Genomic DNA, 22645 nt, shown 5'->3' with positions numbered 1-22645 from the left:
TTCGGGCTCAGGCTGAGATTTTGTCTTGTTGGTTTTCGGGCGCCGCGGCGATGAACGCCGGGAGACGAGTACAGGCGTCGTAAACCGCTTTACAGCGCGGGTACCCGCTCAGATCGCACCCCATCCGCAGGGCATTCGCCCACTGAGGGATCAGGCAGCAATCCGCCAACGTCGGGGTATCGCCAACGCAGAAGGGTCCTGACGGCCTCTGGAGCAACAGCTGTTCTACGGCGCTCAGCCCTTGCCGGATCCAGTGCGCATACCAGCGTTTTTTCTCTTCCTCACTCACCTTCAGCTCTTCACTCAGGTAGCGTAAAACCCGCAGGTTATTTACCGGATGAATATCGCAGGCAATAACATAAACGATTTCCAGTATCCGGCTGCGTGCCGGATCGGCCGTCGGTAACAGCGGCGACTGAGGAAAATGGCGATCCAGCCAGTCGATAATCGCCAGCGACTGGCTGAGAGACTCACCGTCGTCCGTAAGCAGCGTCGGCACCAGCCCGACCGGGTTCATTCGCCGATATGCCAGCTCATTCTGCTGCCCGATACGAATATTGACCCCCACCGTCTGGTAATGGATGCCTTTCAGCGCCAGCGCAATGCGCACGCGGTAGGATGCTGAGCTATTAAAGAAACTGTACAGCTTCATCATTCACCTCTGAATCGGCTCAGACAATCTTCACGGCGATAGGGGTTAGCCCCTCTACATTGCCGGTAATCACATCGCCTTTCACCACCGCGCCCACCCCTTCCGGCGTCCCGGTAAAAATCAGATCGCCGGGCTGCAGCTCAAAAAAGCCGGACAGATAGCTGATGGTTTCATTTACCGACCAGATCAGATGGCGGATGTCGCTGCGCTGGCGATCGCTGCCGTTGACCTGCAGCCAGATAGGCGCGTTGTTCACGTCTGCGCTGTCGCCGGCTTTATGCAATGGCGCGATGGGCGCAGAAAGATCGAACGACTTACCGATTTCCCATGGGCGCCCCATCTGACGCATGTCCATCTGCCGATCGCGGCGGGTCATGTCCAGGCCCGTGGCATATCCCCAGATGTATTCATGCGCCTTGTCCAACGGAATATCGCTCCCCCGTTTACCAATCGCCACCACCAGTTCGATTTCGTAGTGATAGTTATCCGTTTGCGACGGATACGGCAACGCCAGCGTTTCTCCGGCCGCCACCGGCACCACCGCATCGGCAGGCTTGCAGAAGAAGAACGGTGGCTCACGATCCGGGTCAAAGCCCATTTCACGAGCATGCGCAGCATAGTTACGCCCGACGCAGTAGACACGGCGCACGGGAAACTGTTTATCACTCCCCACAACAGGAACCGTCACAGGGGCTTGCGGTGCAAATACGTATTGCGTCATTTTGTCTCTCCCAAATTAATAACGTGCTTCGCGGAACAGTCCCAGGGCTTCCTGAACCGGCCTGTCCGAAAAACTGAATAACACGGTGTCTTCGTCCGCCTGAAACGACACGTCGAACCAGGTCGGCGCCACGAAGATATCTTTTGCTGAAAAGTGGATGGTTTCGCTGCCGATGCTGACCTGGCCGCGCCCTTCCACCACGTGGTAAATGGTGCTGTCCGTGGTGCGCGCCTTCCGTGAGGAAAAGCCTTTCGGCAGCAGCTGCAGGAAGGCGCCCATCGAGGGCATGGGATAGCCGCCGGTCACCGGGTTGGCGTAGCGCATCTTGTAGCCGTCCCACTCGTCGGCGTCCCTCATGCGGGTGAGGTCGTGCAGCGCTTCCCGGCTGCGATCGTAGCGGTAGTTGAAAATGGGCGATGAGTTGCCTTTCTGATGACGCAGCGGCAGCATATTGGCCGCATAGCGCGGTAAATAATCCCCCTCCTGGCGCGTCACGGGCTGCTGCTCTTGCGGATAGTCCTCCGCGAAACCGCAACCCAGCAGGTTCACCAGCGGCAGATCCAGCCCGTCCAGCCATACCACCGGCTCCTCGCCGGGATTACCGTGATCGTGCCAGCGCCACTGCGGCGTCAAAATGAAGTCGCCTTCATGCATTTGCGTACGTTCACCGTCAACGGCGGTAAATGCCCCTTTCCCTTCGACGATAAAACGCAATGCCGACTGATTATGGCGATGGCTCGGCGCGACTTCGCCCGGCATGATCAACTGCAATCCGGCATACAGCGTCGGGGTGATGGAGGAGTGTCCGCGCAGCATCGGGTTTTCCAGCACCAGCACGCGGCGAACCGCCTCTTTGGCGCCAATCAACTCGCCGCTGGCCAGCAGGTGCGGGCGAATCGCCTGATAGTTCCAGTAAGCCGGAGCGCAGTTTGCATTCGGCGTTTGCGGCACCAAATGGTGCAGCGACTCCCACAATGGGGTCAGGTTCTGCCCGGAAATATGCCGGTAGAACTGCTGGCGGCTGGGATTAACATCCTGATTGCGTTCAGGCATAGGGATTCTCCTTTTCATTCACGACGCTGCGCGAGGCAACGTATCAGGGGCTGGAGCAGACTGGCGAACAACAGCCGTCAGCAGAATTAACATCACCGTACTGATCGCCGCCGGCACGGCAATAATGAAAAATAGCGTATCGAATGAGAAATTCATCGCCATCATCACGCCGCCGGCAAGCGAGCCGACAATCGCGCCGCAGCGGCCAATGGCATTGGACCAGCTGACGCCGGTCGCCCGGCTTTGCGTCGGATAGAGCGTGGCGGTCAAGGCATTCAGCCCAACCTGCGAACCGCTGATGCCGATGCCGGTGCCGAAGATGGCCAGCGCCATCAGCCACAGGCCGTTCTCACTCAGACCAATCATGACGATACACGCGGCGCCCAGGGCGTAGCTCGCCGCCAACACCCGGAAGGGATTGTATTTGTCCATCAACGCGCCCAGCCCCAGCGCCCCCAGCGTTCCGCCCATCTGGAAAGCGGCGGTCACCCAAGAGGCATGCTGCAGATCTATACCGCGATGGTTAAGCAGCGTCGGCATCCAACTGGAGAGCAGATAGATAATCAACAGGCTCATAAAAAAAACCGCCCAGAGCATGAGAGTAATGCGCAGCTGGCGGCCGGCAAACAGCGGGCTGATGCTCCCTTTGGCCGCCGTAGCGGCTTCGTTGAGGTAAAAATGGGTCTCTTCATCGCACTCTCGGGTAATGCCGCTGACCGTTTTGGCAATCACCTTGTGCGGCAGTTGGCGGCGGACCTGCCAGCGCGGGGATTCCGGCAGGGCAAACAGCAGCACCACAAAGAGCATCAGCGGCAAAACGCCTCCGAGCACCAAAATGCCGTGCCACCCCATCACCGGCACCAGTTGGGCGCTGACGATCCCGCCCAGGGCTGAACCGAGCGTGAAACCGCAGAACATCAGCGTGACCAGCGCACCACGGCGGCGAGCAGGCAGATATTCAGAGGTCATCGTGATGGTGTTCGGCATCGCGCCCCCCAACCCAAGGCCGGTGAGAAAACGTAAAATGACCAGCGTTGGCATATCGGGGGAGAAGGCCGAAATCAGGCTCAGCGCGCCAAACAGCGCCACGCAAAGTTCGATGACGCGCTTGCGGCCAAAGCGGTCAGAAAGCGGGCCGCAAAGCAGTGCGCCCGCCGTCAATCCCAACAACCCCGCGCCAAACAGCGGTGCCAGTTCGCCGGCGGTCAGTTGCCATTGGGTACGGATGTCGGGTGCGATGAAACCAATGGCAGCGGTGTCAAAACCATCGAACATCACCACCAAAAAGCAGCAGATGATAACGCGCCACTGCGTCTTACCGATGGGAGCAGCATCGATCAGTGCTTGTAAATCACGCCGTTGAGTCATAGTGAGCGCCTCGGTGCAGGTAGGGAGATGTCTGTCTTGTTTTAGGTATGTTACGAATTTGTATCCTTAGCGATAAAATGTACAATGGCTTTTCAGGCAGAGACATAACCGGAGGGTTATAACAAATGGCGAACTGGGCGCAGAAAATGAAGCTGCACCATCTGCAAATGTTGGTGGCACTGGGCGAACAGGGAAATCTGACCCACGTTGCCCGGATGATGAACATCTCCCAACCCGCTCTGTCAAAATGGTTGTCACAGCTCGAAGATGAGATTGGGATCACGCTGTTTGAGCGGCATAGCAAAGGGCTGCGCCCCTCCGAGGGGGGGAAACTACTGCTTCAGCATGCGCAGCGCTTGGTCAATGATCTGGAACGTTCGCAGTCTGAAATCGCCCGCTTTAAGCAAGGTGGGCTGGTGGGGAGCCTGAAAATCGGCTGTTCGCCGGTCGCGACCGACTGCGTTTCGCAGGCCATATTGAGCCTGCTGCAGGAAATGCCGACGCTGCATCTCAATATTGAGGAAAAAGTGATGACCCCGCTGCTGCACGATCTGCTCGCGGGCTCCGTGGATGTCGTCGTGGGCCGCGTTGGCGGGCGGGCGCTGCAACTGCCGCTCAACTATCAAGTGCTCTACACCGAACCGGTGTGCTTTGTTGCCCGCCCTCACCATCCGCTGGCAAAATCTGCCTCCCTCACCTGGCACGATCTCACCCACTGGCGCTGGATTGTCTGGCCGACCGGCACGCCAATCCGCATCAGCATTGATAATGCGCTGGCAGATAACGGCGTGATGCTGCCTGAAAACACGATCGAATCGGCATCCATGAACGTCAGTACCAACCTGCTGCAAAGCAGCGATATGATCTCCATTCTTTCCCTACGGCTGGCGCAGCGTTATGCCAGCCAGGGGCAGTTGGCGATCCTGAATCTGCCGAAGATTGAGCAGAAAGGCAGCGTGGGCGTCTTCTGGCGCAACAGCGAACCCCCTTTTGCCGCGCTGAGCCGCTTTTTGCACCTGCTGACGCAGGCTTAACCCCCCGCGCCGTAAACCTGCTGCCACAGCAGGCCATTACGGCTGCGCCGACGCGGAAAGCTTGACGATGGTCGCCGGAATTCCCTGACGCACCGCCGCACCGGTCACCCAATCCAGCCAGGTATTCGGCACTTCACGCGTCGGATCGGCAAAGCCCAAATCGTTGAGGTTGATGCCGGCGGCGATGCGCTCATCCATCGCCAACGGTTCGCCGTCCAGGTAGTGCTGACTGGCCCCCATCTCCCGGTGGCCGTAGCCGTGTTCCACCGCGATCACGCCGGGCATCACGCCCGCCAGTAAACTGATCTGCACCTCTCGGCTGCCGCCCGGCGTGCTGATGCGCACCCGGTCGCCGTGTTGAATGCCGAAACGCGCTCCGTCTGCCGGGTTTAGCGCCACCAGGTTCACCGGTTTCACGTCGTGCAGGCGCCGAATCACCGCGGTGGAGCTGCTCATCACATTGGATTTGAAGGACATCAGCCGCAGCGGCCACTGCCGCTCAGGGTAGAGCTCTTCCACCGCGCGGCCATCCGACAAACGCGCCGGGTAGCAGGTGGGGCAGCCGCTGAAACGCTCGCCGGTGATCGCATGCCGGTGCTTCGCCACTTCCGCATTCCAGATCTGCAGCGGTTTCTCCCAACGGTTGCCCACGCTGCCGTCGCGGCGGCCGCTGTCATGATCGGCGAACCGGCCGCCGCGGCTGTAGATAAACGCCACGCGGTCGATTTCATCGGCGCGCAGCGTCTGAGCAAGCTGCGGCAACAAGCGATCGACGCCGCTCAGCGTCAGTTCGTCCGCCCTCGCAGCCGGCACCGGCGCCTTGCCGGCAAACGCCACGTTGGCGGCGGCGCGTAGATAATAATCCTCAGCTCGGTTGAGCGGCAGTAGCCCGCCCTGGCCGTCGCCGATAGCGCGATCGCCGAACCCCGGCAGCGCCAGGCGTTTGGCGACGGCGATGCAAAATGCCTCCATGGAGATCGGCTGCCCTAGCGCCGTTTGCGCGGTCGCCGGCGTCACTATCGGCCAGCGTGCGGTAGTGGCCTTGCTGGCGACGCCGCCCCAGGGGGCGCTGAATCCCCAACTCTCAAAGTTATGGGTGTCCGGGACGATATAGTCGGCCAGCGCCGTCGTTTCGTTGATAAACGCATCGATAGCGATAAACAGCGGCAAACGCGCCGGATCCTTCAATCGCTCCTCCGCCACGCCGCGTAACCCGGCGATACCGTACAGGGGGTTGGTCATGTTCGAGATCCAGGCTTTCAGCCCGTACGGATACCCCGCCAGTGCCGATGTCAGCAGTTCGGTCAGTTGCCCGGCGACGAACGGATACCAGGGCGCCCTGGCCGGCCAGGGGGAAACACCCGCCGCCACTTTTTCGCGGTATTCGTCGGAGGCTTCATAGGCGGCCTTGCTGCGCGCGATATTCAGCCCCTTCGGTTTTACCAGGCCGGGAAACTCGACCAGGTTATAGCGCGGCCCCTCGGCGAAGCCGTTGAATTTTCCGCCGCCGACGAACACGCCCCCCGCCAGGCTCAGGTTGCCGATCAACACGTTGAGCATCATCACCGACCAGGTATTGTAAAACCCGTTCGCCGCCATCATCCCGCCATGGGCGATCACCGCCGCCTTGCGCCCGTGGGCGGTAAAAGCCTCGGCCAGCGCTGCGATGCGTGCCACCGGCACGCCGCATTGCCGGCTGTACGCCTCCGGCGACAGCTTGTCGGCGGCCTCTTTCAAACACTGGAAGCCGCTTTTCACCGCTACCTGCGCACCGTCGTGCAGCGTCACCGTACGGGTTACCCACAGCTCGGCGCTGTCGCACGTCTCGGCCGCCACCAGCTCACCCGCGCCGTTGACCACCAGCGGCGACGCCGACTCGGCGCCGTTCAGATCGGCCAGCGTCAGATGCTGCCCCGCCCGCGGATGCTCGCTCTCGGCGATCACCAGATGCGTGGCGTTGGTCCAGCTCTTCTCGCCGGCGCGTTGCATGGCAGCCTCCGACGGGATGGCGAGATAACCGGCCTGATAACGCCGGTGGTCGAGGATCCAACGGATCATCGCCATCGCCAGCGCCGAGTCGGTACCCGGCAATATCGGGATCCAATGACCATGATCGTCCGCCAATGTGGTAGTCAGCGGCAGCGCCGGCGCCACTACCGCGTAGCGGAACTCGCTGCGCAATCTGGCGCTGGCCAGCTGCCGGGCCTGCCGCTTGAACGGGTTGCCGGACTGCGCCGGCGAGGTCCCCATAAACAGCGCGAATTCGACCTGTTCCCAGTCGGGTTTTACGTGCGGATTCTTGTCCAGATCGTTCATCAACGCGCCGGAACCGGCACGGTAGGCCAGCCCGCAGTATGCGCCGTGCGCGCCGAAGTTTTTGCTGCCGAAACTGTTCTGGGCGAAGCGCCGCAGGAAGCCGTCGCGCCCGTCGTCACCGGCGTTGGTCACCAACAGCTGATTGGCTTTCGGCCCCAGCCCCGGCTGCCGGGCATCGATCGGCGTCTCCAGATCGCGGATCGCCCGCAGGCCCTCCACATACCCCTCGCCGAACAGATCGCCGCCCTCGACCACTTCGGCGATCAGCTGCTCAAAGCTGATGCGCTGCCACTTGCCCTCGCCGCGTTTGCCGACGCGCTTCATCGGCTCCAGCACGCGCAGCGGGCTGTAAAGCCCCTCCAACAGCGTGGCGCCGCGGGCGCAGGCGGTGGAACGGGCATCGAGGCCGCTTTCGCCACCCAGCTGCGCCAACGCCTCCTGCAGCGGCAAGGCCGAGTCGACGTGCCGTTCCTGAGATAACGGATGATAAGGGTTGCCGGCAATGCGCAATACCCGGTCGGTCTGCCTGTCCACCCGAACCCGCACGCCGCATTGCGTCCAGCAGCCGAAACACTGGGTCATCGAGATGGCCTGCTGCGGATTGCCTTGCCATTCCGGCATTGCCCGCCCTTCGGGTGGCAGGGAGTTGCCGTTGATGCGATCCAGGGTCACCCGCCCTGAGGTGCCGTTAATCAAGCCGTCGATCGCCCGTTTGGCGACCTCGCGATAGCTCAGGCCAAAGGCGGACAATCCGCCGAAGGCCAGGCCCACTTTCAACCACTGACGCCGGGTGAGTTTAGCCATGTTGTTTTCTCCGCAGTAAAAACGCCTGTGCTTCACGCACCATGATCATTAACGCCAGCCACAACCCGAAAGTGCCGACGATCGCCAGCAAGCCATCGGTGCCGAGCGGCAGGCTATAGGGGGAATAAGACGCGTTGTATTTCGGGATGGTTTGCACCTCGATCAACAGCGTCCAGCGCATCAGCCAGCTCAGCCCCAGTGCGCCGGCCACCAACAGCGGTGCACCGCCGCGCGGCAAGCGCCGATAGCCGGCCCAGGCGGCGCACGCCAGCGTCAGCCCCCACAGCACAACCCATCCTGCGGCATACCGGCGCGCCATCGCCTGCGTCTGCAGCCAGTGGCGTACCGCCGCGCCAGATAACGTATCGCCGCATACCCACAACAGGATCGCCCCGCCGAGCAGCAGTAACGTCAGCAGCATCCCGCGCGCCAGCGGCGCTTGCAGGCCGGGCCGTTCGCGCAATGTCAGCAGCAGCAAGGCCAAGAGCGCCTGCAGCGCGCTGAGGAACATCACGATCGGAAATGCGTAGCTAAACCAGATGGGGCGGGCGCGCACCACGGAAACCTCACGCCCGGTGTACAACAGCAGGCCGATAGCCACCAGCGCGCAGGCGGGCGCAATCCCACGCAGCAGCGCAACCGGTCTGCCCGTCAGCCGCGTAAATTCGAGTGCGAGAAACCACAGGCCGATCAGCAGGGTAAACAGCGGCAAGAACAGCGCGCCCCACGGCATCCACGACCAGGGCGTCGGGTAGGCGTAGAAATGCCAGAAGCGGGCGGTTTGATGCAGGTCGGCGGTCAGCGCCAGCGGCGCGGTGATGGCGCACGTCAGCCCGATAAACAGCGCCATGCGCTCCAGATGCGCGGCGTTATCTCCACCGCGCCAGCGCCACACGCAGGCCAGCAGCGCGGCGCAGGCGGCGATGCCGATAAAGAAGAAATATTGTACGGCCCACGGCAGCCAGCTCACCGCCTGCGGTTGGCTCAGCACTTCTGCGATCATCAGTTGGCGACTCATCGTCCCTCCCCCCATAAGGCGACCTGCGCCCGCCCCGGCAGCGGCGTGACGAAGGCGTCATCCAGCCCCAGATAGAACACATGGGGCGCGGTTTGGTTCTCCGGCTTGAGGACTTTGATCTCGGCCTCATGGCGCCGCAGCATTTTGCTCAGCGTGCTGTGCGGATCGCGCATGTCACCAATGATGCGCGCCCCGCCCACGCACGACTCCACGCACGCCGGCAACAATCCCGCCTCCAGCCGGTGTACGCAGAAGGTACATTTGTCCGCCGTTTGGGTGGCGTGATTGATAAAGCGGGCATCGTACGGGCAGGCCTGCACGCAATAGGCACATCCCACGCAGCGCGTGTTGTCGACCACTACGATCCCGTCCTCGCGTTGGAAGGTGGCCTGCACCGGGCACACCGGCACGCAGGGTGGATTGTCGCAGTGGTTACACAGCCTGGGCAGCAGTACGTTGGTCGCGATCGCTTCGCCTTCGAGGCTGACCTGATACTGGTTTACCGTGGTGCGAAACTCGCCGTGCGGCGTCTGGTTTTCAATGGCACAGCTCACGGTACAGGCCTGGCACCCGACGCAGCGCCGCAGATCGATCAGCATCGCGTAGCGGCGGCGAGCATCCCCCTCGCGCCGCGTCGGCGCTAACGTCAGCCCGGCTTCCGCCACGGGGATCAGCGAAGCCCCCGCCGTCAACACGCCCAGCCGCTGCAAAAATTGCCGTTTACTGAAGTCCATGCGCCTCTCCCACGCCCTGGGCATCACCCCGATCACGCTATCGATGCCCGTTAGATGAATAAACAATGTCGATGATTTACAGTGTAAAAATGGCATCGATGGCGCTCTATTGTGGTTAACCACATACCGGACCTAACGTTGATCTAAAACAAGTGACAACAGGCAAATTTCCCATCAGGAGGGGCCGTGAGGGTCGTGTTATTACTGCTGTTCAGTCTCGGTTGGGGGATGGCGGCACAGGCAGGCGAGTGGTCGGTCGGCGTGCTGGCGATGCGCGGCGATGCGGCGACCGCGCGTGACTGGCAGCCGCTGATCGACAGTCTCAACGGCAGCCTCAGCGGTGAACGCTTCCGCCTGCAGCCGCTCGATCTGGCGCAGATGCGCGAGGCGGTCAATCGGGGCAGCGTGCAGTTCGTGGTCACTAATCCGGCGCAGTTCGTGCAGTTGAACAGCCACTATCATCTGCGCTGGCTGGCGTCGTTGCGCGCCGCCAACGGCGATCGGGCAACGGGCAACATCATCGGCAGCGTGATTCTGGTGCGGCGCGACAGCGGCATCACGACGCCGCAGGCGCTGATGGGCAAAACGGTGGGCGCCATCGATCCGCAGGCCTTCGGCGGCTATCTGACCGGCTATAAGGCGCTCAGCGACGCCGGCATACGGCCTGAGCGCGATTTTCACCTGCGCTTTACCGGCTTTCCTGCCGATGCCCTGCTCTATCTGTTGCGCGAGCGCGCCATTCAGGCCGCCATCGTCCCCGTCTGTCTGCTGGAGAAAATGGATCGGGAAGGTCTGATCAACCCGGCGGATTTTCGCCCGCTGCTGCAACAGGCCACGTCGGTACCCTGCGTCACCAGCACGCCGCTTTACCCCAACTGGTCGTTCGCCGCCCTGCCCGGCCTGGAGAACTCACTGGTGGATGCGGTGGCAAGAGCCTTGCTGACCGCGCCGCCGCAGTCGCCCTTCCTGTGGGGCGCACCGGCCTCGACCAGCGAGGTGGAAGCGCTGCTGCGCGCCGTCAATCAGCACCCGGAACAGCGGCGGCTGTGGCTGGATATCAAGAGCTGGCTGATCCAGCATCAGACGGCCGTCGGCCTGTCGCTGGCGGTACTGGCGCTGTTGATCGTCAACCATATCTGGATCGCGCTGCTGGTACGCCGGCGCGGGCGACAGCTGCTCCACGCCGAAGAGCAACTGCGGCGGCAGGAGCAGGCGCTGGAGAACGCCAGGCAGCTGAACGTGCTGGGGGAAATGGCCTCCGGCTTCGCGCACGAGCTCAATCAACCGCTGGCGGCGATTCGCCTCTATGCGCAAGGATGCCTGATCCAACTGCGCAAAACGGACGCCGGGCATCCGTTGCTGGGGCCGTTGGAAAATATCGACCGACAGGCGCAGCGCGGCGGCGAGACGATTCATAACCTGCGCCAGTGGGTGCAGCCCACCGTTGAGGCGATAGACCAAACGCGCTGGCAACCCACGGCGGTAAGCGAAACCGCCGAGCGGGTGTGGACGCTGCTGCGCCTGACGCAGCGCTATCCCGACCTGAAACTGTTCAACAACGTGGCGCCTTCGCTGACGCTAACCCTGCCGCCGGCGCTGCTGGAACAGCTGCTGGCGAACCTGCTGCTGAACGCGGCGCAGGCCGGGGCCAATGCCGTCTGGCTTTCCGCGGTCCAGAGTGAACGGGCGATCGAGTTGCATCTGCAGGACAACGCGGGCGGCATGACAACGGCCGGGCTGGAACAGGCTTTTCGCCCCTTCAACACCACCAAAGCCGGCGGCATGGGGCTGGGGTTAGCCATTTGCCGGCGCCTGGCCCGCTACGGCGGCGGCGAAATCCGCCTGGCGAACCGCCCCGCCCCCGACAGCCGCAATGGGCTGTGCATAACGCTGCATTTCATATTGAACGATGAGGAAAACCATGTCGCTAATTCATCTGGTGGACGATGACGCCGCCGTCACCGACGCCTGCCATTTTTTGCTGACCAGCCTCGGCCACGACGTGCAGTGCTGGAATGACAGCGCCGACTTTTTGGCGCAGGCCGACCTGTTTCAGACCGGGATCGTCTTGCTGGACATGAGGATGCCGAAACTCGATGGGCACCAGGCCTACGCTGAGCTGCGCCGCCTCGGCAGCACGCTGGCGGTGGTGTTCCTGTCCGGCCATGGCGACGTGCCGATGGCGGTGGAGCAGATGAAGTACGGCGCGGTGGACTTCCTGCAAAAACCGATCGCCACTGAACCGCTGATCGCCGCCCTCGAACGCGCGCACCGGGTTTCGGCCGCAGCCTGGCAACGCCATGAAACCCTCGGCCGTTACCGCACGCTCACGCCGAAAGAACGCGACATCGCACAGCTGGTAGTGCGAGGCATGATGAATCGGGAAATGGCGGAGCGGCTGAATATCGCGCTGCGCACCGTGGAGGTTCACCGGGCGAAAGTGATGGAGAAAATGCAGGCCGCTAGCCTGGCGGAATTGGTGATTCAGCTGCAGGCTCTGCCGCCCACGCCCCAGGAGTGAACACATAAGACCCTCATCAAGCTAACGTCCCGTATTCCTCTTCCCATGATTGACACAGCGCGATCCAGGTAATATATTCATTAGAAATATTAATGAATTACGGTAAGATCATCTTTTCTCAATCAACAGGCCATCAGCATTCTCCGCAAAACCCAGCGTAGCGCTTTCGCCTTCAGGAACCCCGTGTGGGAAAGAAGGGGCGTTGCCTTGAATGAAGAGAAATGATGACCATGCAACATGGCTCGAGCATCATTACGCCACTATCTGGCCGCCCGTTTGACGTTTTAAATAAGTATGGATTATGAATAACAGAAGAACACGGACTAAATAAGGAATAAAAATGCAAGGAAATCTCAAGCTCTATGGCCTTTTTGTTGGCCTGACGGTGACCATTATGATCACCTGCGACACGTTGGTTTATAAGGTCTTTGATATCTATGGTTTTAAAATAACGGCCAGCGGCATTGTATTCTCCCTATGTTTCTTGATATCCACATTGCTGACTGAGGTTTACGGCTATAAATTGTCGGTAAGAGCAATATGGATCATGGTGTTCTGCCAAAGCTTATATGTCATAATACTTAATCTCTCAGCTGTTATTCAGCCAGAAAACAATGATATCGCCACGCACTATTATTCTTTATACCATGAATTCTGGCGAGTCATGATCGGCACCTGGGTGTCCGTTCCGGTCGCTTATTTCGTCAATGGTTTTATTATTTCAAAGATGAAGATTATCTTCTCCGGAAAATACTTCTTTATCCGATATATTGTTGGCTCCATGTCTACACAGGCCGCCCTGTTGCTGACAGCCTATCCGATCAGTCTTTCAGGAAAATATACCTTCATGGAGTTGGTTAACATCATAGGCACGACGTGGTCTTATAAAGTTGTCGTCTCTATTGTCTTGCTGCCGCTCGCCATCGCCTTAGTCGAGTGGGTGAAGAAGATAGAAAACACCGATCATTATGATTGGGGCACCTCATACAATCCATTTAAGTAATATCAACAGGGTCTCGCATGAAAGTAATTCAGATTAGCGACATACATATTATGCCTAATGAAAGCGCGCTGGCTTCGAAGCATCTTGCTAATTTCGACAGGGCCATTGACTTCATTAATGCCAATGCCGATAAAATCAATGCCGACTTAATCATTGTGACGGGAGACATCTCTCATGATGGCGATATCCCCTCTTATGAGCGCTTCTTTAAGATAATGAACCGCACTTCCTTACCTTTCTATTTTTTCCCAGGCAACCACGACAACAAAAAGAACCTGGACGATGCAGCCAGTAAGCAGGGCGGAAGCTATGATATAAACTCGTTTGAAGATGACGAATGGCGCATGCTCAGCATCGACTCGGTGGTCGATAACGAAGATTTCGGCAGGATCTCAACGCAATCGCTCGACACGCTTGAAAAAGCCATCGTCGCAAGTGACAATAAAAAGGTCGCCGTCTTCTTGCATCATCACCCTATTCCTGTAGGCACCCCGATTGTTGATAGCTGTATGTTAAACAATGCCGAGGAGCTTTTGAGCCTCTGCCAACGATTAAACGTTAAGTTTATCGGCTCAGGCCATGCACATACGTTATTCCAAAGAAAGCTGGGGGAAACCTTAATCTCTGTTTCTCCGGCAATTTGTTCGCAATGGAAAAACGGCACAAGCGATGTCAGCAGCATAGACAACTCGGCTTTCAGCGTAATTACGTTCGATGAGCATATTCACGTCGAACCCTGGTTTATTTAATCAACGTCAGTATTGTTTTTTTAGGCTTGTCGCTTTTCTTTGCATTTTTCAAAGAGGCAGAGAGTGCTCTGCCTTCTTTTACCCCGGCATAAAAGGCTATTTTCGTCGCATCCAAGGACTCGGTTTTGTCGACAAGATCGCGATCCTTTAGGAAATCCGCCCCTGATATTGATATCGAGTCAACGTCATTTTTCAACGTCCACATACAGTTTCGTTTTTCTTCATGAATCGACAGTTTGGCCGAGGCAATTTTTATTTTAGACTCGGTCTCGGCGATAAAAGCGATGTCTTTCGGGTTAACGTGCCTGAGAAAATCGCCCTCGATGAGTTGCCCCCAGTTTTTTTTCACGAAAGTATGGGTGCCAAACTCTTTGAAAAGCCAATATCCATCCGCCGTTCGGATCACGCTGCGATCTAACGTATAGAGGTAACTGGGAGAGTATATTTTTCTTAGCCTTCTCATTATGTTAAATAAATCCATTTATTTCAGCCTCTTTATCGTTTTCACCAGAACACCGACGATCGCATAATCGCTATAGGACTTCACGCTGCTATCTGCATCTAATGAGATGTTTGTAAACAACAAGTCGTCGTCGGAAACAAAAACTCGCCTTAAGCATATTGGGTAATTTTTCAGCTTAACCAGGACGATATCGCCATCGCAAAATGGCTCCTTGAGGGAGATCACACAATACGTTCCACGGTCTAATTCAGGCGACAGTGAATTATTCGTTATCTCTACCACAAACAGCGAATCGTCCGTCATGTCATCGACTTCTGTCGTATAGGTATCTGCCGTTCTGATCGTGTTGGCCAGAAAACGCTCTACATCGCTGTAGCTAATGAGCGGCAGCGACCTCACATTGTGCTTAGCCTCTCCCGTGACGCTTAAATCCTTGTCAGTCAGCTCCCCTACTTTTACGCTGAAAAATTCACCAATGGACGCAAGCGTGGCGATCGTGGGATTCCCCACGCCTTTCCTCAGATTATTGATCGTGGCAATACCTATCCCTGTTTCGCTGCTCAACCGACTGGCGTCAATCCCGTGCATGCGCATGAGGTAAGTGAGGTTTTCACCTATCATTTTCAATGACATACCATTTTCTTCTGATATTTTAATGTTGTTTGGTTGCATTATAATGTTTTAAACCTATACTTTAGCGTCATTAAAGTGAATCAAAAACATTAAACCACTTACAGGGTGGACATGACAATGGCTCGGGGCCTTTGGTATACGAAATATAAATATAATGCATTGTAATATAACTATTTTATCGTTAATCGCCGTTATTACCGAACGTGATTGGTTGCTTTTTAAATGATTCAATTTACTTATAAAATGGCTGTCTGAGCAGGCTAACTCATATCCCGTTCATCAAACATCAAAGGCGCTTTACAACGCCCGGGATAACTTCATCGCATTCACGCCATAGCTGACGCGGGAGAAACCCAAAATGCTGATCATTAACCCCGCAGCAATTTAACGTACAGAAGCCAACCTGGAGAGCAAACCGCATCCCGGTTTAATAATTTTAAAGGAAATAAGATGAATGCTTTATTCAGCGCTCATAGAGCGACCATTGCCCAACACTCGGGATTTTTTCTCTGTCAGAACGCGAAGAAGCTGCGTCAGCACCCGTAGCGCCGAGTTCCGACGTGTACCTGCGTTGATCGATATTATGCCAAGAACGGCGACCAGAAAGGTGGCGCCGGGCCCCCAACACCAGGGAGCCCCAGCCCGACGCCACCGCCTTACGTACTGATTTGTAAGGGAGAAAAATGTAGACTGCGGGGGATAATCGTGCCCTTTGAATATTCACGCCCGAAGTGAGCGGGGAAAATGCAGACCACTGGCCAGACGTAAAGAAATGATGCCGTGGCAGGCTTGGCCGCCCGCTGCGCAAGTAAGAATAAACGCCTTATGCAAAATTGTGCCCCCCTCTTGCCAACCCGCCTTCCTCAGGCCAAAATACTGTACATTAAATCAGTGTTTACAGGTGAGTCATGTTTGTAGAATTAGTGTACGACAAGCGCAACGTCGCTGGGCTGCCCAACGCCGCCGAGATTATTCGCAACGAGCTGGAAAAACGCGTGCATGCGCTGTTCCCGGAGGCGGAGGTGCGCGTGAAGCCGATGCAGGCCAACGGCCTGAACTCCGACGCCAGCAAAAGCGATCGTGAGAAGCTGAACCGAATGTTGGAAGAGATGTTCGAAGAAGTGGATCAGTGGCTGGTCACTGATATTTTATAAATGCTCTTAACCCTAACTCCCGACTAAAAACCCAACCTGAGCCTAGCACCAGCAGGATTTTATACGAGCAAGGCAGTATGGTGACACCTTCTCTGCTGGTGCTACCGCCCTGCTCCCTCCGGGAAATAAAAACTTTCAAGATTCGCGGCTTACTGCTGCGTATGCAACTCTCATATATGCCGCACGACGACTTTCGCTCGCCTAATTAAAGAATTTCAGAGCTTATGATATAGCAAAAAACTAGAGTCTATGCGGTTTACATTCAGAATTTGCCAACTAACCTCATAAGATATCCCATGCTATACTGTCGAAAAATCGTCAACTCATTGGAATAATTAATGAAAAATCACTTAGAGGTATCTCTTTATGCAACCCGCTAAAAAGTGGTCACAGGAACTTGAGGGGTTACGCGGCCTGGCATCACTTTGGGTTGTTTTAGGTCATATCTGCATTCTAACCCGCTTCCGCCCCCCCATTCTTTCTGATCCTGCAATCGGTGTAGATCTTTTCATCCTGCTTTCTGGCTACTTAATGGCCAAAAATTATGTTGAGCGTAAGGAACAGGAACCCTGGACCGACGCGTCGACTTTCAAAAAGTTTTGGACTCGGCGGTTCTTTCGCATCGCGCCGCTTTACTACGTCTTATTGGCTGTGGCAATTGTATTTGGTAGCTACTTCGGTGAGGCCAGAGACATCATTGGCCACTTCTACAGCGAAACGCAAACCAACAGCTCACGCTATAGCGATCATTCATTCTTGAATGTATTTACGCACGTCACCTTTATGTTTGGCTTTCTGCCTGATTATTCCTTCAATACGGTGCTCCCCGACTGGAGCATCGGTTTGGAAATGCAGTTCTATTTACTTTTCCCATTCATCATGTTGACAGTCTTGAAACTGGGATTTGCCCGAGCATGCCTCGCGGTTGTCTTGCTCTGCGGGCTCGCCAAATTTTTAGTACCGAACTACTTTGCTGCATTCCCCATGCCCTCCATGATCCTCATAAAGCTGAACTTATTTATTGGTGGCATGCTGATGGCTGAATCAATCCGCAGAAAGAGTGTTCGCTATGTCGTTTTTGCTTTATTGACCGTACTGGGTAGCGCGTATCTGCCAAACGAATTGAATAAATACCATTTGCTCGCTCAAATAGGTCTGATCTTAATGATGGTCACGATGCTTTGGGCTAGGAGTGAAGAGAGCAAGTGGTCGCGCGTGCTGTGCTTGCCGCGCTGGTGCCTGACAAACCGTTTCAGCGTATTTCTGGGAGATGTCTCATACTCAGTTTATTTGCTCCACCTATTGATAGTCCTACCGGTCATCGCCTATTTGCTCTCGACCACATCATTTGCTGAACTTTCTTCAGTGATGCGGTTCATTGTTGCATCAGGAATCATTCTCCCGATCACTTATGGTATCGCAACGTTGCTGTACCACTTTGTTGAGAAACCAGGTATCAAACTCGGCAAAATGCTTATTAGTCGCAGCCAAACGAAAGCTGTCGCGCTAAGGTAATTGCCTATCGACACTCAATCTGATAGCTGCTTATCGGTTAACTTCAGCGCCACCTGAGAAACTCCTTCTCGTGGCGCTCCCAGTAAAAAATCCATAACAAAAAGCCCCAGCATCGCTGCTGGGGCCTCTGTCATGGTGCCGGCTACCGGAATCGAACTGGTGACCTACTGATTACAAGTCAGTTGCTCTACCTACTGAGCTAAGCCGGCTGAATTTGGCGGAAGGACAGAGATTCGAACTCTGGGAGCTGTTACACTCGACGGTTTTCAAGACCGTTGCCTTAAACCACTCGGCCATCCTTCCAATGGGCGCTGATATTAGCGATACCGTTATGAAATGTCTATCGTTTTGATGCAAAAAAATGGCACAACCGACGCAGTTGCCTAAACTTCAGGCCTTAAACGCTTAAAAAATGAAAAGCCCCGCGCAAGCGAGGCTTTTTTGGTCGGCCGAAACGCGATTATTTCGGCTGAGAATCGTAGTCTGAACAGGTTTGATAGCCCTTGTTCATGACATGGCCCGTGTCGTTGTAGCTGACAAAATAGGTTTGCACCTTGCCGTCGCGCGGCGCCACCGCATAGGTGTCGCAGGTGCCCTGCGCATGAACCAGCGTGGCGGTGGTCGACGGCGGACCCGCGATAGCCCGCACCTGTTGCTTGGTCATCCCTACTTTGACATCGCTGACCACCGGCTCATTGACATAGCTGGCTGCACGATCATAGGTGGTACAGCCGGCAAGAATGGAAAATACCGCCGCAGTGCCGACGGCCAAAACCAACTTCTTCGTCATAGCTTGTCCTCTTGGAGTGCGTTTGTTGTCCCCTAAGTCTAGAAGTGGAAAGGCTTTTCTACAAATTCCCCTTTGTCGATCGGTGCGCTTTTTCTCACGAGCGACCATCGCGGGTGCAACGTCAGATTCAGAAACCGAAATCGCTCAGGGCCGGGACATCGTCCGGGCGCCGGCCGAGCGGCCAATGAAAACGCCGATCCTGTTCGCGGATCGGCATGTCGTTGATGCAAGCATGGCGATTGATCATCAGCCCCTCCTGATTGAACTCCCAGTTTTCGTTGCCGAAACTGCGATACCAGTTGCCGGAATCGTCGCGCCATTCATAGGCAAAACGCACCGCGATGCGCGCCCCATCAAACGCCCACAGCTCCTTAATCAATCGATACTCCAGTTCTTTCGCCCATTTGCGTTGTAAAAAACCAACCACCGCTGCGCGGCCGTCGACAAACTCCGCGCGGTTACGCCAATGGGTATCGAGGGAATATACCTGCGATACGCGTTCGGGATCGCGGCTGTTCCAGGCATCCTCCGCCAGCCGCACCTTCTCGATGGCGGATTCGCGGGTAAAAGGCGGCAATGGGGGTTTAATGCTCATGTTCATCTCCTGAGTGAAGGCATGTAGACAACTCTGTCTACATCATTACGCTAGCGCATGTAGACAGAGTTGTCTACAATCACTCGAAAATAGCCCGGGAGAAAATGATGACCGCCGATCTCAACGCCTTGCCCGCCCGCCAGCGCATCCTGCTGACGGCACACGATCTGTTTTATCAGGAGGGGATCCGCGCCACCGGTATCGATCGCATCATCAAGGAATCTGGCGTAACCAAGGTGACGTTTTATCGCCACTTTCCCAGCAAGAACGACCTGATTACGGCGTTTTTGGCCTATCGCCACCAGCAGTGGCTAGCCTGGTTCAGCACAGCGTTGGCCAGGCATGTGGCGCAAACCGGCGGGTTGCTGGCGGCGCTGGCGCCCTGCCTGGCGGAATGGTTCGACGACCCGCGCTTTCGCGGCTGCGCGTTTATCAATACGGCGGTGGAGCTTGCCGACCTGCTGCCGGAAAGCCTGCATATCGCCGGCCAGCATAAGCGGCAGATGGCGGACGAGCTGGCGCGCCACCTGCCCGCCGGCCCACAGCGGGAACAGCATGCAGCGATGTTGGCGATGCTGATCGACGGCGCCACCGTCAGAGTGCAGATAGAGCGGCAACCGCAGGCCGCGCTGCAGGTGCTGAATGCCGCGTTGGGCATGTTGGCGCAAGGCGGGTTCGATCAGTAATTGGCCCAGATGCCCGGCGTCACCAACTCCAGCAGGTGAGCGTCGGGATCGCGAAAATAAATGCTCTCCCCACCGTGTTCCCAGCGCATCCGCCCCTCTATCTCCACACCGTTGGCCATCAGATGCCGTTCCCAATGCGGCAGTTGGTCTTTCGCTACCGCCAGCCCGATATGCGCCGGCCCCACGCCATCGTGCGCGGGAATAAACCCGGTCGGATAGTGCGCCCCGCGCAGCGAATCGCCCTCAATAAACAGCAACAATACGCTTCGATCGCCGACGTTATAGGCGCGAAACCGTTCGTTGGCGACCATCGCCGACAGTTGCAGCACCTCTCGATAAAAAGCGTCCGCGCGTTCAATATCGCTGACGTACAGCACCGTTTCGATCACCTTGCCGATCTTGAGCTCCATATCACCTCCGCTCTGTTTGCTGTACTGACAGCGTAGGCCGAGCGAGGGCGAGCCGAAGCGCTTCCCGTGCCGACAACGGATCAATCCGTGCTTTACAGGCAAAAAAAACGCGGCCCGAAGGCCGCGCGATGACGTTCACACTGAGGTGCTTAGAACTGGTAAACCAGGCCCACGGCAACCACGTTGTCGGTGTTGATACCGGCAGCTTGGGTGAAGTCGTTGTTGTCCAGCAGGTTGATTTTGTAGTCAACATAGGTGGACATGTTTTTGTTGAAGAAGTAGGTCGCACCCAGGTCGACGAATTTGACCAGATCTTCATCGCCGTAGTCCTTGCCGTTACCGGCGAGGCCCAGGTCTTTACCTTTGGTCTGGTTATAGCCTACGAACGGACGCAGACCGAAGTCGAACTGGTAGTGCGCGTAGGCTTCGAAGCTCTGCGCCTTGTTGGCGTAACCGAAAGCATCGCTGGTAGAACTACCGAAGCGCGCCGCATTGTAGGACTGGGTGAACATCACGGCCAGATAGGTGTCGTTGGCGTCATATTTCAGGCCGCCGGAATACCCTTCTGCTTTATCGCCGCGGCCCATTATGTTCTGGTAGCCGCCACCGCCGTTCTGCTCGCTGGTACGACGAGAGTTGAAGAAGGCACCGGCGGCACTGATACCGTAGCCCAGGTCGTAGCTCATCGACATGCCATAGCCTTCGCCGTTCTGACCCAGAACGTCACGGCCGTTGTTGGTTTCTTCTGGGCTGCCGTTCTTACCCTGGTACTGCAGGGCAAAGTTCAGGCCGTCTACCAGGCCGAAGAAACCGTTGTTACGGTAGGTCGCCAGGCCGCTGGAACGCTGGAACATGAACTGGTCAGCGCCGTAGGTCGAGCCGTCGAACTCAGGCTGCAAGTCGGTGTAAGCCGCGACGTCGTACAGCACGCCGGTGTTACGACCGTAGTCGAAGGAACCGTAGTCGCCGAATTTCAGACCGGCGAAGCCGTAACGGGTGAAGTTCTTGTTGTCCTGGTTTTCAGCGTGGTTCAGGTTGGCCTGATATTCCCACTGGCCGTAACCGGTCAGCTGATCGCTGATTTGCGTTTCGCCGCGCAGGCCAAAACGCATATAAGACTGATCGCCGTCCGCGCCATCATTGCCGGAGAAATAGTGAAGACCGTCGACTTTACCGTACAAATCCAGTTTATTACCGTCTTTGTTGTAGATTTCCGCCGCGCCTGCTGTGCCTGCAACCAGCAGTGCGGGTACCATCAGAGAGAGTACTCGAAGTTTCATCGTTATTATCCTCGTTAATTATGTCGAGCTACGGCCACTGCCCTTTTCGAGCATTATTAGCACGACTGTGCATTACCATTCTGGTAACAAGGGTTATATTAATCCAGAAAGAAAATGATACCAAGTATCCGATAGTGTTTCATTGTAATTAATAAAGGTTTCAAAATGTAAGTACGCGCGAACTTTCACAAAACCTTACAGACAAACAAAATAAAGCACTTAAAGACAAAGAATAGATTAATTGATAAAAAATCATGTAGTTATACATATCTTTAAGAAAAAAAAGGCAACCATACAATTGAACCGGGCAATAAGCACATTGTGCCAAAACGCTGTCCGCACTCAGTCGCTATAATCACCTCGCTATCATCATTATTTTCATTATTACCTTCATTATCCGAAGATAATTTCAGCATTCCTTTAACCGGCTTATGGCCGGTTTTTTATTTTTCTTCACACTCTCCTCACAATTTCAACTCGTACAAATAGCACACAAATAAATAACCTCATGATATAGTTTCACTAATTCACTTCCGCACTAATTGCTAATCTTTTTCCTTATTTTAGTCTACAAATTGAGCTTGTTTTTCATTTCGTGCTTTATCCCATCCGTTATTTCTTGCCGCAGGCATAATTAGCCGTGGAGTTTCACTTCTGGTAGCCTGAAAAAAAGCTCATCTTCAGCGAGTAAAGTCATGATGCCATTTCACCCTGACGCGCTCTGGCGGCGGCTGCAAAGCTCCCCCTTCCGCGCCCGCTTCCGTTTGAATCCCAAAGACCAAACCTATCTCGATGACAAAGGCCTGCCGCTGATCCTCAGCCATGCCCGCGATTTCATCGACCGCCGCCTGGCCGCCGCCCATCCCAAGAATGACGGCAAGCAAACGCCGATGCGCGGCCACCCGGTGTTCGTCGCCCAGCACGCCACCGCCACCTGCTGCCGCGGCTGTCTGGAAAAATGGCACGACATACCGCAGGGTATCGCGCTCGACCAGCAACAAAAGGCCTATATAGTCCAGGCGATCGCCCTATGGCTGGTGCGCAGAGGCGGTGCCAGGGAGGAGCCAGGCGCGAATCTTTTCGACCCGGATCGCGGATTGTGATAAAAACTGTCAGTAACTTTCACCACTCTTTTGACCCAAGATC

The 22645-nt window shown here is 56.3% G+C and carries 22 protein-coding genes and 2 tRNA genes; 9 read left to right on the top strand and 15 right to left on the bottom strand.

What is annotated here, in order from left to right:
- Positions 1-7: 7 nt before the first annotated feature.
- The 4 genes from maiA to mhbT are packed head-to-tail and all read right to left on the bottom strand — an operon-like array spanning position 8 to position 3794.
- Positions 8-652, bottom strand: coding sequence for a maleylacetoacetate isomerase (maiA, locus tag FHU12_RS04470; protein ID WP_141967663.1), 645 nt, complete (start codon positions 650-652; stop codon positions 8-10).
- A gap of 19 nt (positions 653-671) precedes the next feature.
- Positions 672-1373 carry a fumarylacetoacetate hydrolase family protein gene (locus FHU12_RS04465; RefSeq protein ID WP_060447936.1) on the bottom strand — a complete coding sequence of 234 codons (702 nt, stop codon included), beginning with the start codon at positions 1371-1373 and terminating at the stop codon, positions 672-674.
- Positions 1374-1388: 15 nt separating this feature from the next.
- Complete coding sequence (gene gtdA / locus FHU12_RS04460) at positions 1389-2426, bottom strand: gentisate 1,2-dioxygenase (protein WP_141967661.1); 1038 nt, start codon at positions 2424-2426, stop codon at positions 1389-1391.
- 18 nt (positions 2427-2444) lie between these two features.
- Positions 2445-3794, bottom strand: coding sequence for a 3-hydroxybenzoate transporter MhbT (mhbT, locus tag FHU12_RS04455; protein WP_141967659.1), 1350 nt, complete (start codon positions 3792-3794; stop codon positions 2445-2447).
- Positions 3795-3919: 125 nt separating this feature from the next.
- Between mhbT and FHU12_RS04450 the strand changes: the two genes are divergently transcribed.
- On the top strand, positions 3920-4828 hold the full coding sequence (locus FHU12_RS04450) for a LysR family transcriptional regulator (protein WP_141967657.1): 909 nt from the start codon (positions 3920-3922) through the stop codon (positions 4826-4828).
- Between the two features lie 36 nt (positions 4829-4864).
- On the opposite strand, the gene ttrA is transcribed toward FHU12_RS04450, so the two are convergent.
- Genes ttrA through ttrB form a run of 3 tightly spaced genes read right to left on the bottom strand, consistent with a single transcriptional unit; the run spans position 4865 to position 9700 of the window.
- Positions 4865-7948: a tetrathionate reductase subunit TtrA gene (gene ttrA / locus FHU12_RS04445; protein WP_141967655.1), complete on the bottom strand. Its 3084-nt coding sequence runs from the start codon at positions 7946-7948 to the stop codon at positions 4865-4867.
- The gene (ttrC, locus tag FHU12_RS04440) at positions 7941-8966 is read right to left on the bottom strand and encodes a tetrathionate reductase subunit TtrC (RefSeq protein WP_141967653.1); all 1026 of its coding nucleotides are present in this window, start codon (positions 8964-8966) and stop codon (positions 7941-7943) included. The genes ttrA and ttrC overlap by 8 nt, the downstream gene beginning before the upstream one ends.
- Entirely contained in the window at positions 8963-9700 is a 738-nt protein-coding gene (gene ttrB / locus FHU12_RS04435) for a tetrathionate reductase subunit TtrB (protein WP_141967651.1), read from the bottom strand. Before ttrB ends, ttrC begins: the two co-directional genes overlap by 4 nt.
- Before the next feature lie 228 nt (positions 9701-9928).
- Here ttrB and ttrS point away from each other — a divergent pair, with 228 nt between their 5' ends.
- The 4 genes from ttrS to FHU12_RS04415 all read left to right on the top strand — a co-directional run bounded on the left by ttrS (position 9929) and on the right by FHU12_RS04415 (position 13973).
- Complete coding sequence (ttrS, locus tag FHU12_RS04430) at positions 9929-11650, top strand: tetrathionate respiration histidine kinase TtrS (RefSeq protein WP_260440772.1); 1722 nt, start codon at positions 9929-9931, stop codon at positions 11648-11650.
- Positions 11622-12221, top strand: coding sequence for a tetrathionate respiration response regulator TtrR (gene ttrR / locus FHU12_RS04425; protein ID WP_141967649.1), 600 nt, complete (start codon positions 11622-11624; stop codon positions 12219-12221). The genes ttrS and ttrR overlap by 29 nt, the downstream gene beginning before the upstream one ends.
- A 340-nt stretch (positions 12222-12561) precedes the next feature.
- Entirely contained in the window at positions 12562-13224 is a 663-nt protein-coding gene (locus FHU12_RS04420) for a VUT family protein (RefSeq protein WP_141967647.1), read from the top strand.
- Between the two features lie 17 nt (positions 13225-13241).
- Positions 13242-13973 carry a metallophosphoesterase family protein gene (locus FHU12_RS04415; RefSeq protein WP_141967645.1) on the top strand — a complete coding sequence of 244 codons (732 nt, stop codon included), beginning with the start codon at positions 13242-13244 and terminating at the stop codon, positions 13971-13973.
- Here FHU12_RS04415 and FHU12_RS04410 read toward each other — a convergent pair.
- Together FHU12_RS04410 and FHU12_RS04405 are read right to left on the bottom strand one after the other, a co-directional pair.
- Positions 13966-14454 (bottom strand): ATP synthase subunit B family protein, encoded by a 489-nt coding sequence (locus FHU12_RS04410; protein WP_141967643.1) that lies wholly within the window; start codon positions 14452-14454, stop codon positions 13966-13968. The two genes, FHU12_RS04415 and FHU12_RS04410, sit on opposite strands and share 8 nt — an antisense overlap.
- A complete protein-coding gene (locus FHU12_RS04405) occupies positions 14455-15108 on the bottom strand; it encodes a helix-turn-helix domain-containing protein (RefSeq protein WP_141967641.1) in 654 nt (217 codons plus the stop codon).
- A gap of 869 nt (positions 15109-15977) precedes the next feature.
- On the opposite strand from FHU12_RS04405, the gene FHU12_RS04400 reads away from it, so the two are divergent.
- Both FHU12_RS04400 and FHU12_RS04395 read left to right on the top strand, forming a co-directional pair.
- Positions 15978-16223: a DinI family protein gene (locus tag FHU12_RS04400; protein WP_141967639.1), complete on the top strand. Its 246-nt coding sequence runs from the start codon at positions 15978-15980 to the stop codon at positions 16221-16223.
- A gap of 366 nt (positions 16224-16589) precedes the next feature.
- The gene (locus FHU12_RS04395; RefSeq protein WP_141967637.1) at positions 16590-17738 is read left to right on the top strand and encodes an acyltransferase family protein; all 1149 of its coding nucleotides are present in this window, start codon (positions 16590-16592) and stop codon (positions 17736-17738) included.
- Between the two features lie 133 nt (positions 17739-17871).
- Here FHU12_RS04395 and FHU12_RS04390 read toward each other — a convergent pair.
- The 4 genes from FHU12_RS04390 to FHU12_RS04375 form a co-directional block, all read right to left on the bottom strand.
- Positions 17872-17947, bottom strand: a tRNA-Thr gene (locus tag FHU12_RS04390).
- A 6-nt stretch (positions 17948-17953) separates the two neighbouring features.
- Positions 17954-18041: transfer RNA gene (locus tag FHU12_RS04385), tRNA-Ser, on the bottom strand.
- Between the two features lie 157 nt (positions 18042-18198).
- Positions 18199-18528, bottom strand: a complete 330-nt coding sequence (osmE, locus tag FHU12_RS04380) for an osmotically-inducible lipoprotein OsmE (RefSeq protein ID WP_025303630.1) — start codon at positions 18526-18528, stop codon at positions 18199-18201.
- Between the two features lie 127 nt (positions 18529-18655).
- On the bottom strand, positions 18656-19123 hold the full coding sequence (locus FHU12_RS04375; protein ID WP_025303631.1) for a nuclear transport factor 2 family protein: 468 nt from the start codon (positions 19121-19123) through the stop codon (positions 18656-18658).
- A 107-nt stretch (positions 19124-19230) separates the two neighbouring features.
- On the opposite strand from FHU12_RS04375, the gene FHU12_RS04370 reads away from it, so the two are divergent.
- Positions 19231-19809 carry a TetR/AcrR family transcriptional regulator gene (locus FHU12_RS04370; protein ID WP_141972839.1) on the top strand — a complete coding sequence of 193 codons (579 nt, stop codon included), beginning with the start codon at positions 19231-19233 and terminating at the stop codon, positions 19807-19809.
- On the opposite strand, the gene FHU12_RS04365 is transcribed toward FHU12_RS04370, so the two are convergent.
- Together FHU12_RS04365 and ompC are read right to left on the bottom strand one after the other, a co-directional pair.
- Positions 19803-20219, bottom strand: coding sequence for a VOC family protein (locus FHU12_RS04365; protein ID WP_141967635.1), 417 nt, complete (start codon positions 20217-20219; stop codon positions 19803-19805). The two genes, FHU12_RS04370 and FHU12_RS04365, sit on opposite strands and share 7 nt — an antisense overlap.
- A 149-nt stretch (positions 20220-20368) precedes the next feature.
- Positions 20369-21499 (bottom strand): porin OmpC, encoded by a 1131-nt coding sequence (gene ompC, locus FHU12_RS04360; protein WP_141967633.1) that lies wholly within the window; start codon positions 21497-21499, stop codon positions 20369-20371.
- Between the two features lie 695 nt (positions 21500-22194).
- Between ompC and FHU12_RS04355 the strand changes: the two genes are divergently transcribed.
- A complete protein-coding gene (locus FHU12_RS04355; RefSeq protein WP_141967630.1) occupies positions 22195-22602 on the top strand; it encodes a DUF4186 domain-containing protein in 408 nt (135 codons plus the stop codon).
- Positions 22603-22645: the final 43 nt, after the last annotated feature.

Source organism: Serratia marcescens, assembly GCF_006715005.1.
Classification (GTDB): Bacteria; Pseudomonadota; Gammaproteobacteria; order Enterobacterales; family Enterobacteriaceae; genus Serratia; species Serratia montpellierensis.
This window is presented reverse-complemented; position numbering and strand designations above follow the sequence as displayed.

What these genes read in the sequence shown, in the direction of transcription:
- ttrR (WP_141967649.1), top strand. Translation starts at nt 11,622, where the DNA reads ATGTCGCTAATTCATCTGGTGGACGATGACGCCGCCGTCACCGACGCC.
- FHU12_RS04400 (WP_141967639.1), top strand. Translation starts at nt 15,978, where the DNA reads ATGTTTGTAGAATTAGTGTACGACAAGCGCAACGTCGCTGGGCTGCCC.
- ttrB (WP_141967651.1), bottom strand. Translation starts at nt 9,700, where the DNA reads ATGGACTTCAGTAAACGGCAATTTTTGCAGCGGCTGGGCGTGTTGACG.
- FHU12_RS04375 (WP_025303631.1), bottom strand. Translation starts at nt 19,123, where the DNA reads ATGAGCATTAAACCCCCATTGCCGCCTTTTACCCGCGAATCCGCCATC.
- FHU12_RS04415 (WP_141967645.1), top strand. Translation starts at nt 13,242, where the DNA reads ATGAAAGTAATTCAGATTAGCGACATACATATTATGCCTAATGAAAGC.
- mhbT (WP_141967659.1), bottom strand. Translation starts at nt 3,794, where the DNA reads ATGACTCAACGGCGTGATTTACAAGCACTGATCGATGCTGCTCCCATC.
- FHU12_RS04405 (WP_141967641.1), bottom strand. Translation starts at nt 15,108, where the DNA reads ATGCAACCAAACAACATTAAAATATCAGAAGAAAATGGTATGTCATTG.
- FHU12_RS04370 (WP_141972839.1), top strand. Translation starts at nt 19,231, where the DNA reads ATGACCGCCGATCTCAACGCCTTGCCCGCCCGCCAGCGCATCCTGCTG.
- osmE (WP_025303630.1), bottom strand. Translation starts at nt 18,528, where the DNA reads ATGACGAAGAAGTTGGTTTTGGCCGTCGGCACTGCGGCGGTATTTTCC.
- FHU12_RS04365 (WP_141967635.1), bottom strand. Translation starts at nt 20,219, where the DNA reads ATGGAGCTCAAGATCGGCAAGGTGATCGAAACGGTGCTGTACGTCAGC.
- FHU12_RS04420 (WP_141967647.1), top strand. Translation starts at nt 12,562, where the DNA reads ATGCAAGGAAATCTCAAGCTCTATGGCCTTTTTGTTGGCCTGACGGTG.
- FHU12_RS04355 (WP_141967630.1), top strand. Translation starts at nt 22,195, where the DNA reads ATGATGCCATTTCACCCTGACGCGCTCTGGCGGCGGCTGCAAAGCTCC.
- FHU12_RS04410 (WP_141967643.1), bottom strand. Translation starts at nt 14,454, where the DNA reads ATGGATTTATTTAACATAATGAGAAGGCTAAGAAAAATATACTCTCCC.
- ttrA (WP_141967655.1), bottom strand. Translation starts at nt 7,948, where the DNA reads ATGGCTAAACTCACCCGGCGTCAGTGGTTGAAAGTGGGCCTGGCCTTC.
- FHU12_RS04465 (WP_060447936.1), bottom strand. Translation starts at nt 1,373, where the DNA reads ATGACGCAATACGTATTTGCACCGCAAGCCCCTGTGACGGTTCCTGTT.
- maiA (WP_141967663.1), bottom strand. Translation starts at nt 652, where the DNA reads ATGAAGCTGTACAGTTTCTTTAATAGCTCAGCATCCTACCGCGTGCGC.
- ttrC (WP_141967653.1), bottom strand. Translation starts at nt 8,966, where the DNA reads ATGAGTCGCCAACTGATGATCGCAGAAGTGCTGAGCCAACCGCAGGCG.
- gtdA (WP_141967661.1), bottom strand. Translation starts at nt 2,426, where the DNA reads ATGCCTGAACGCAATCAGGATGTTAATCCCAGCCGCCAGCAGTTCTAC.
- ttrS (WP_260440772.1), top strand. Translation starts at nt 9,929, where the DNA reads ATGGCGGCACAGGCAGGCGAGTGGTCGGTCGGCGTGCTGGCGATGCGC.
- ompC (WP_141967633.1), bottom strand. Translation starts at nt 21,499, where the DNA reads ATGAAACTTCGAGTACTCTCTCTGATGGTACCCGCACTGCTGGTTGCA.
- FHU12_RS04395 (WP_141967637.1), top strand. Translation starts at nt 16,590, where the DNA reads ATGCAACCCGCTAAAAAGTGGTCACAGGAACTTGAGGGGTTACGCGGC.
- FHU12_RS04450 (WP_141967657.1), top strand. Translation starts at nt 3,920, where the DNA reads ATGGCGAACTGGGCGCAGAAAATGAAGCTGCACCATCTGCAAATGTTG.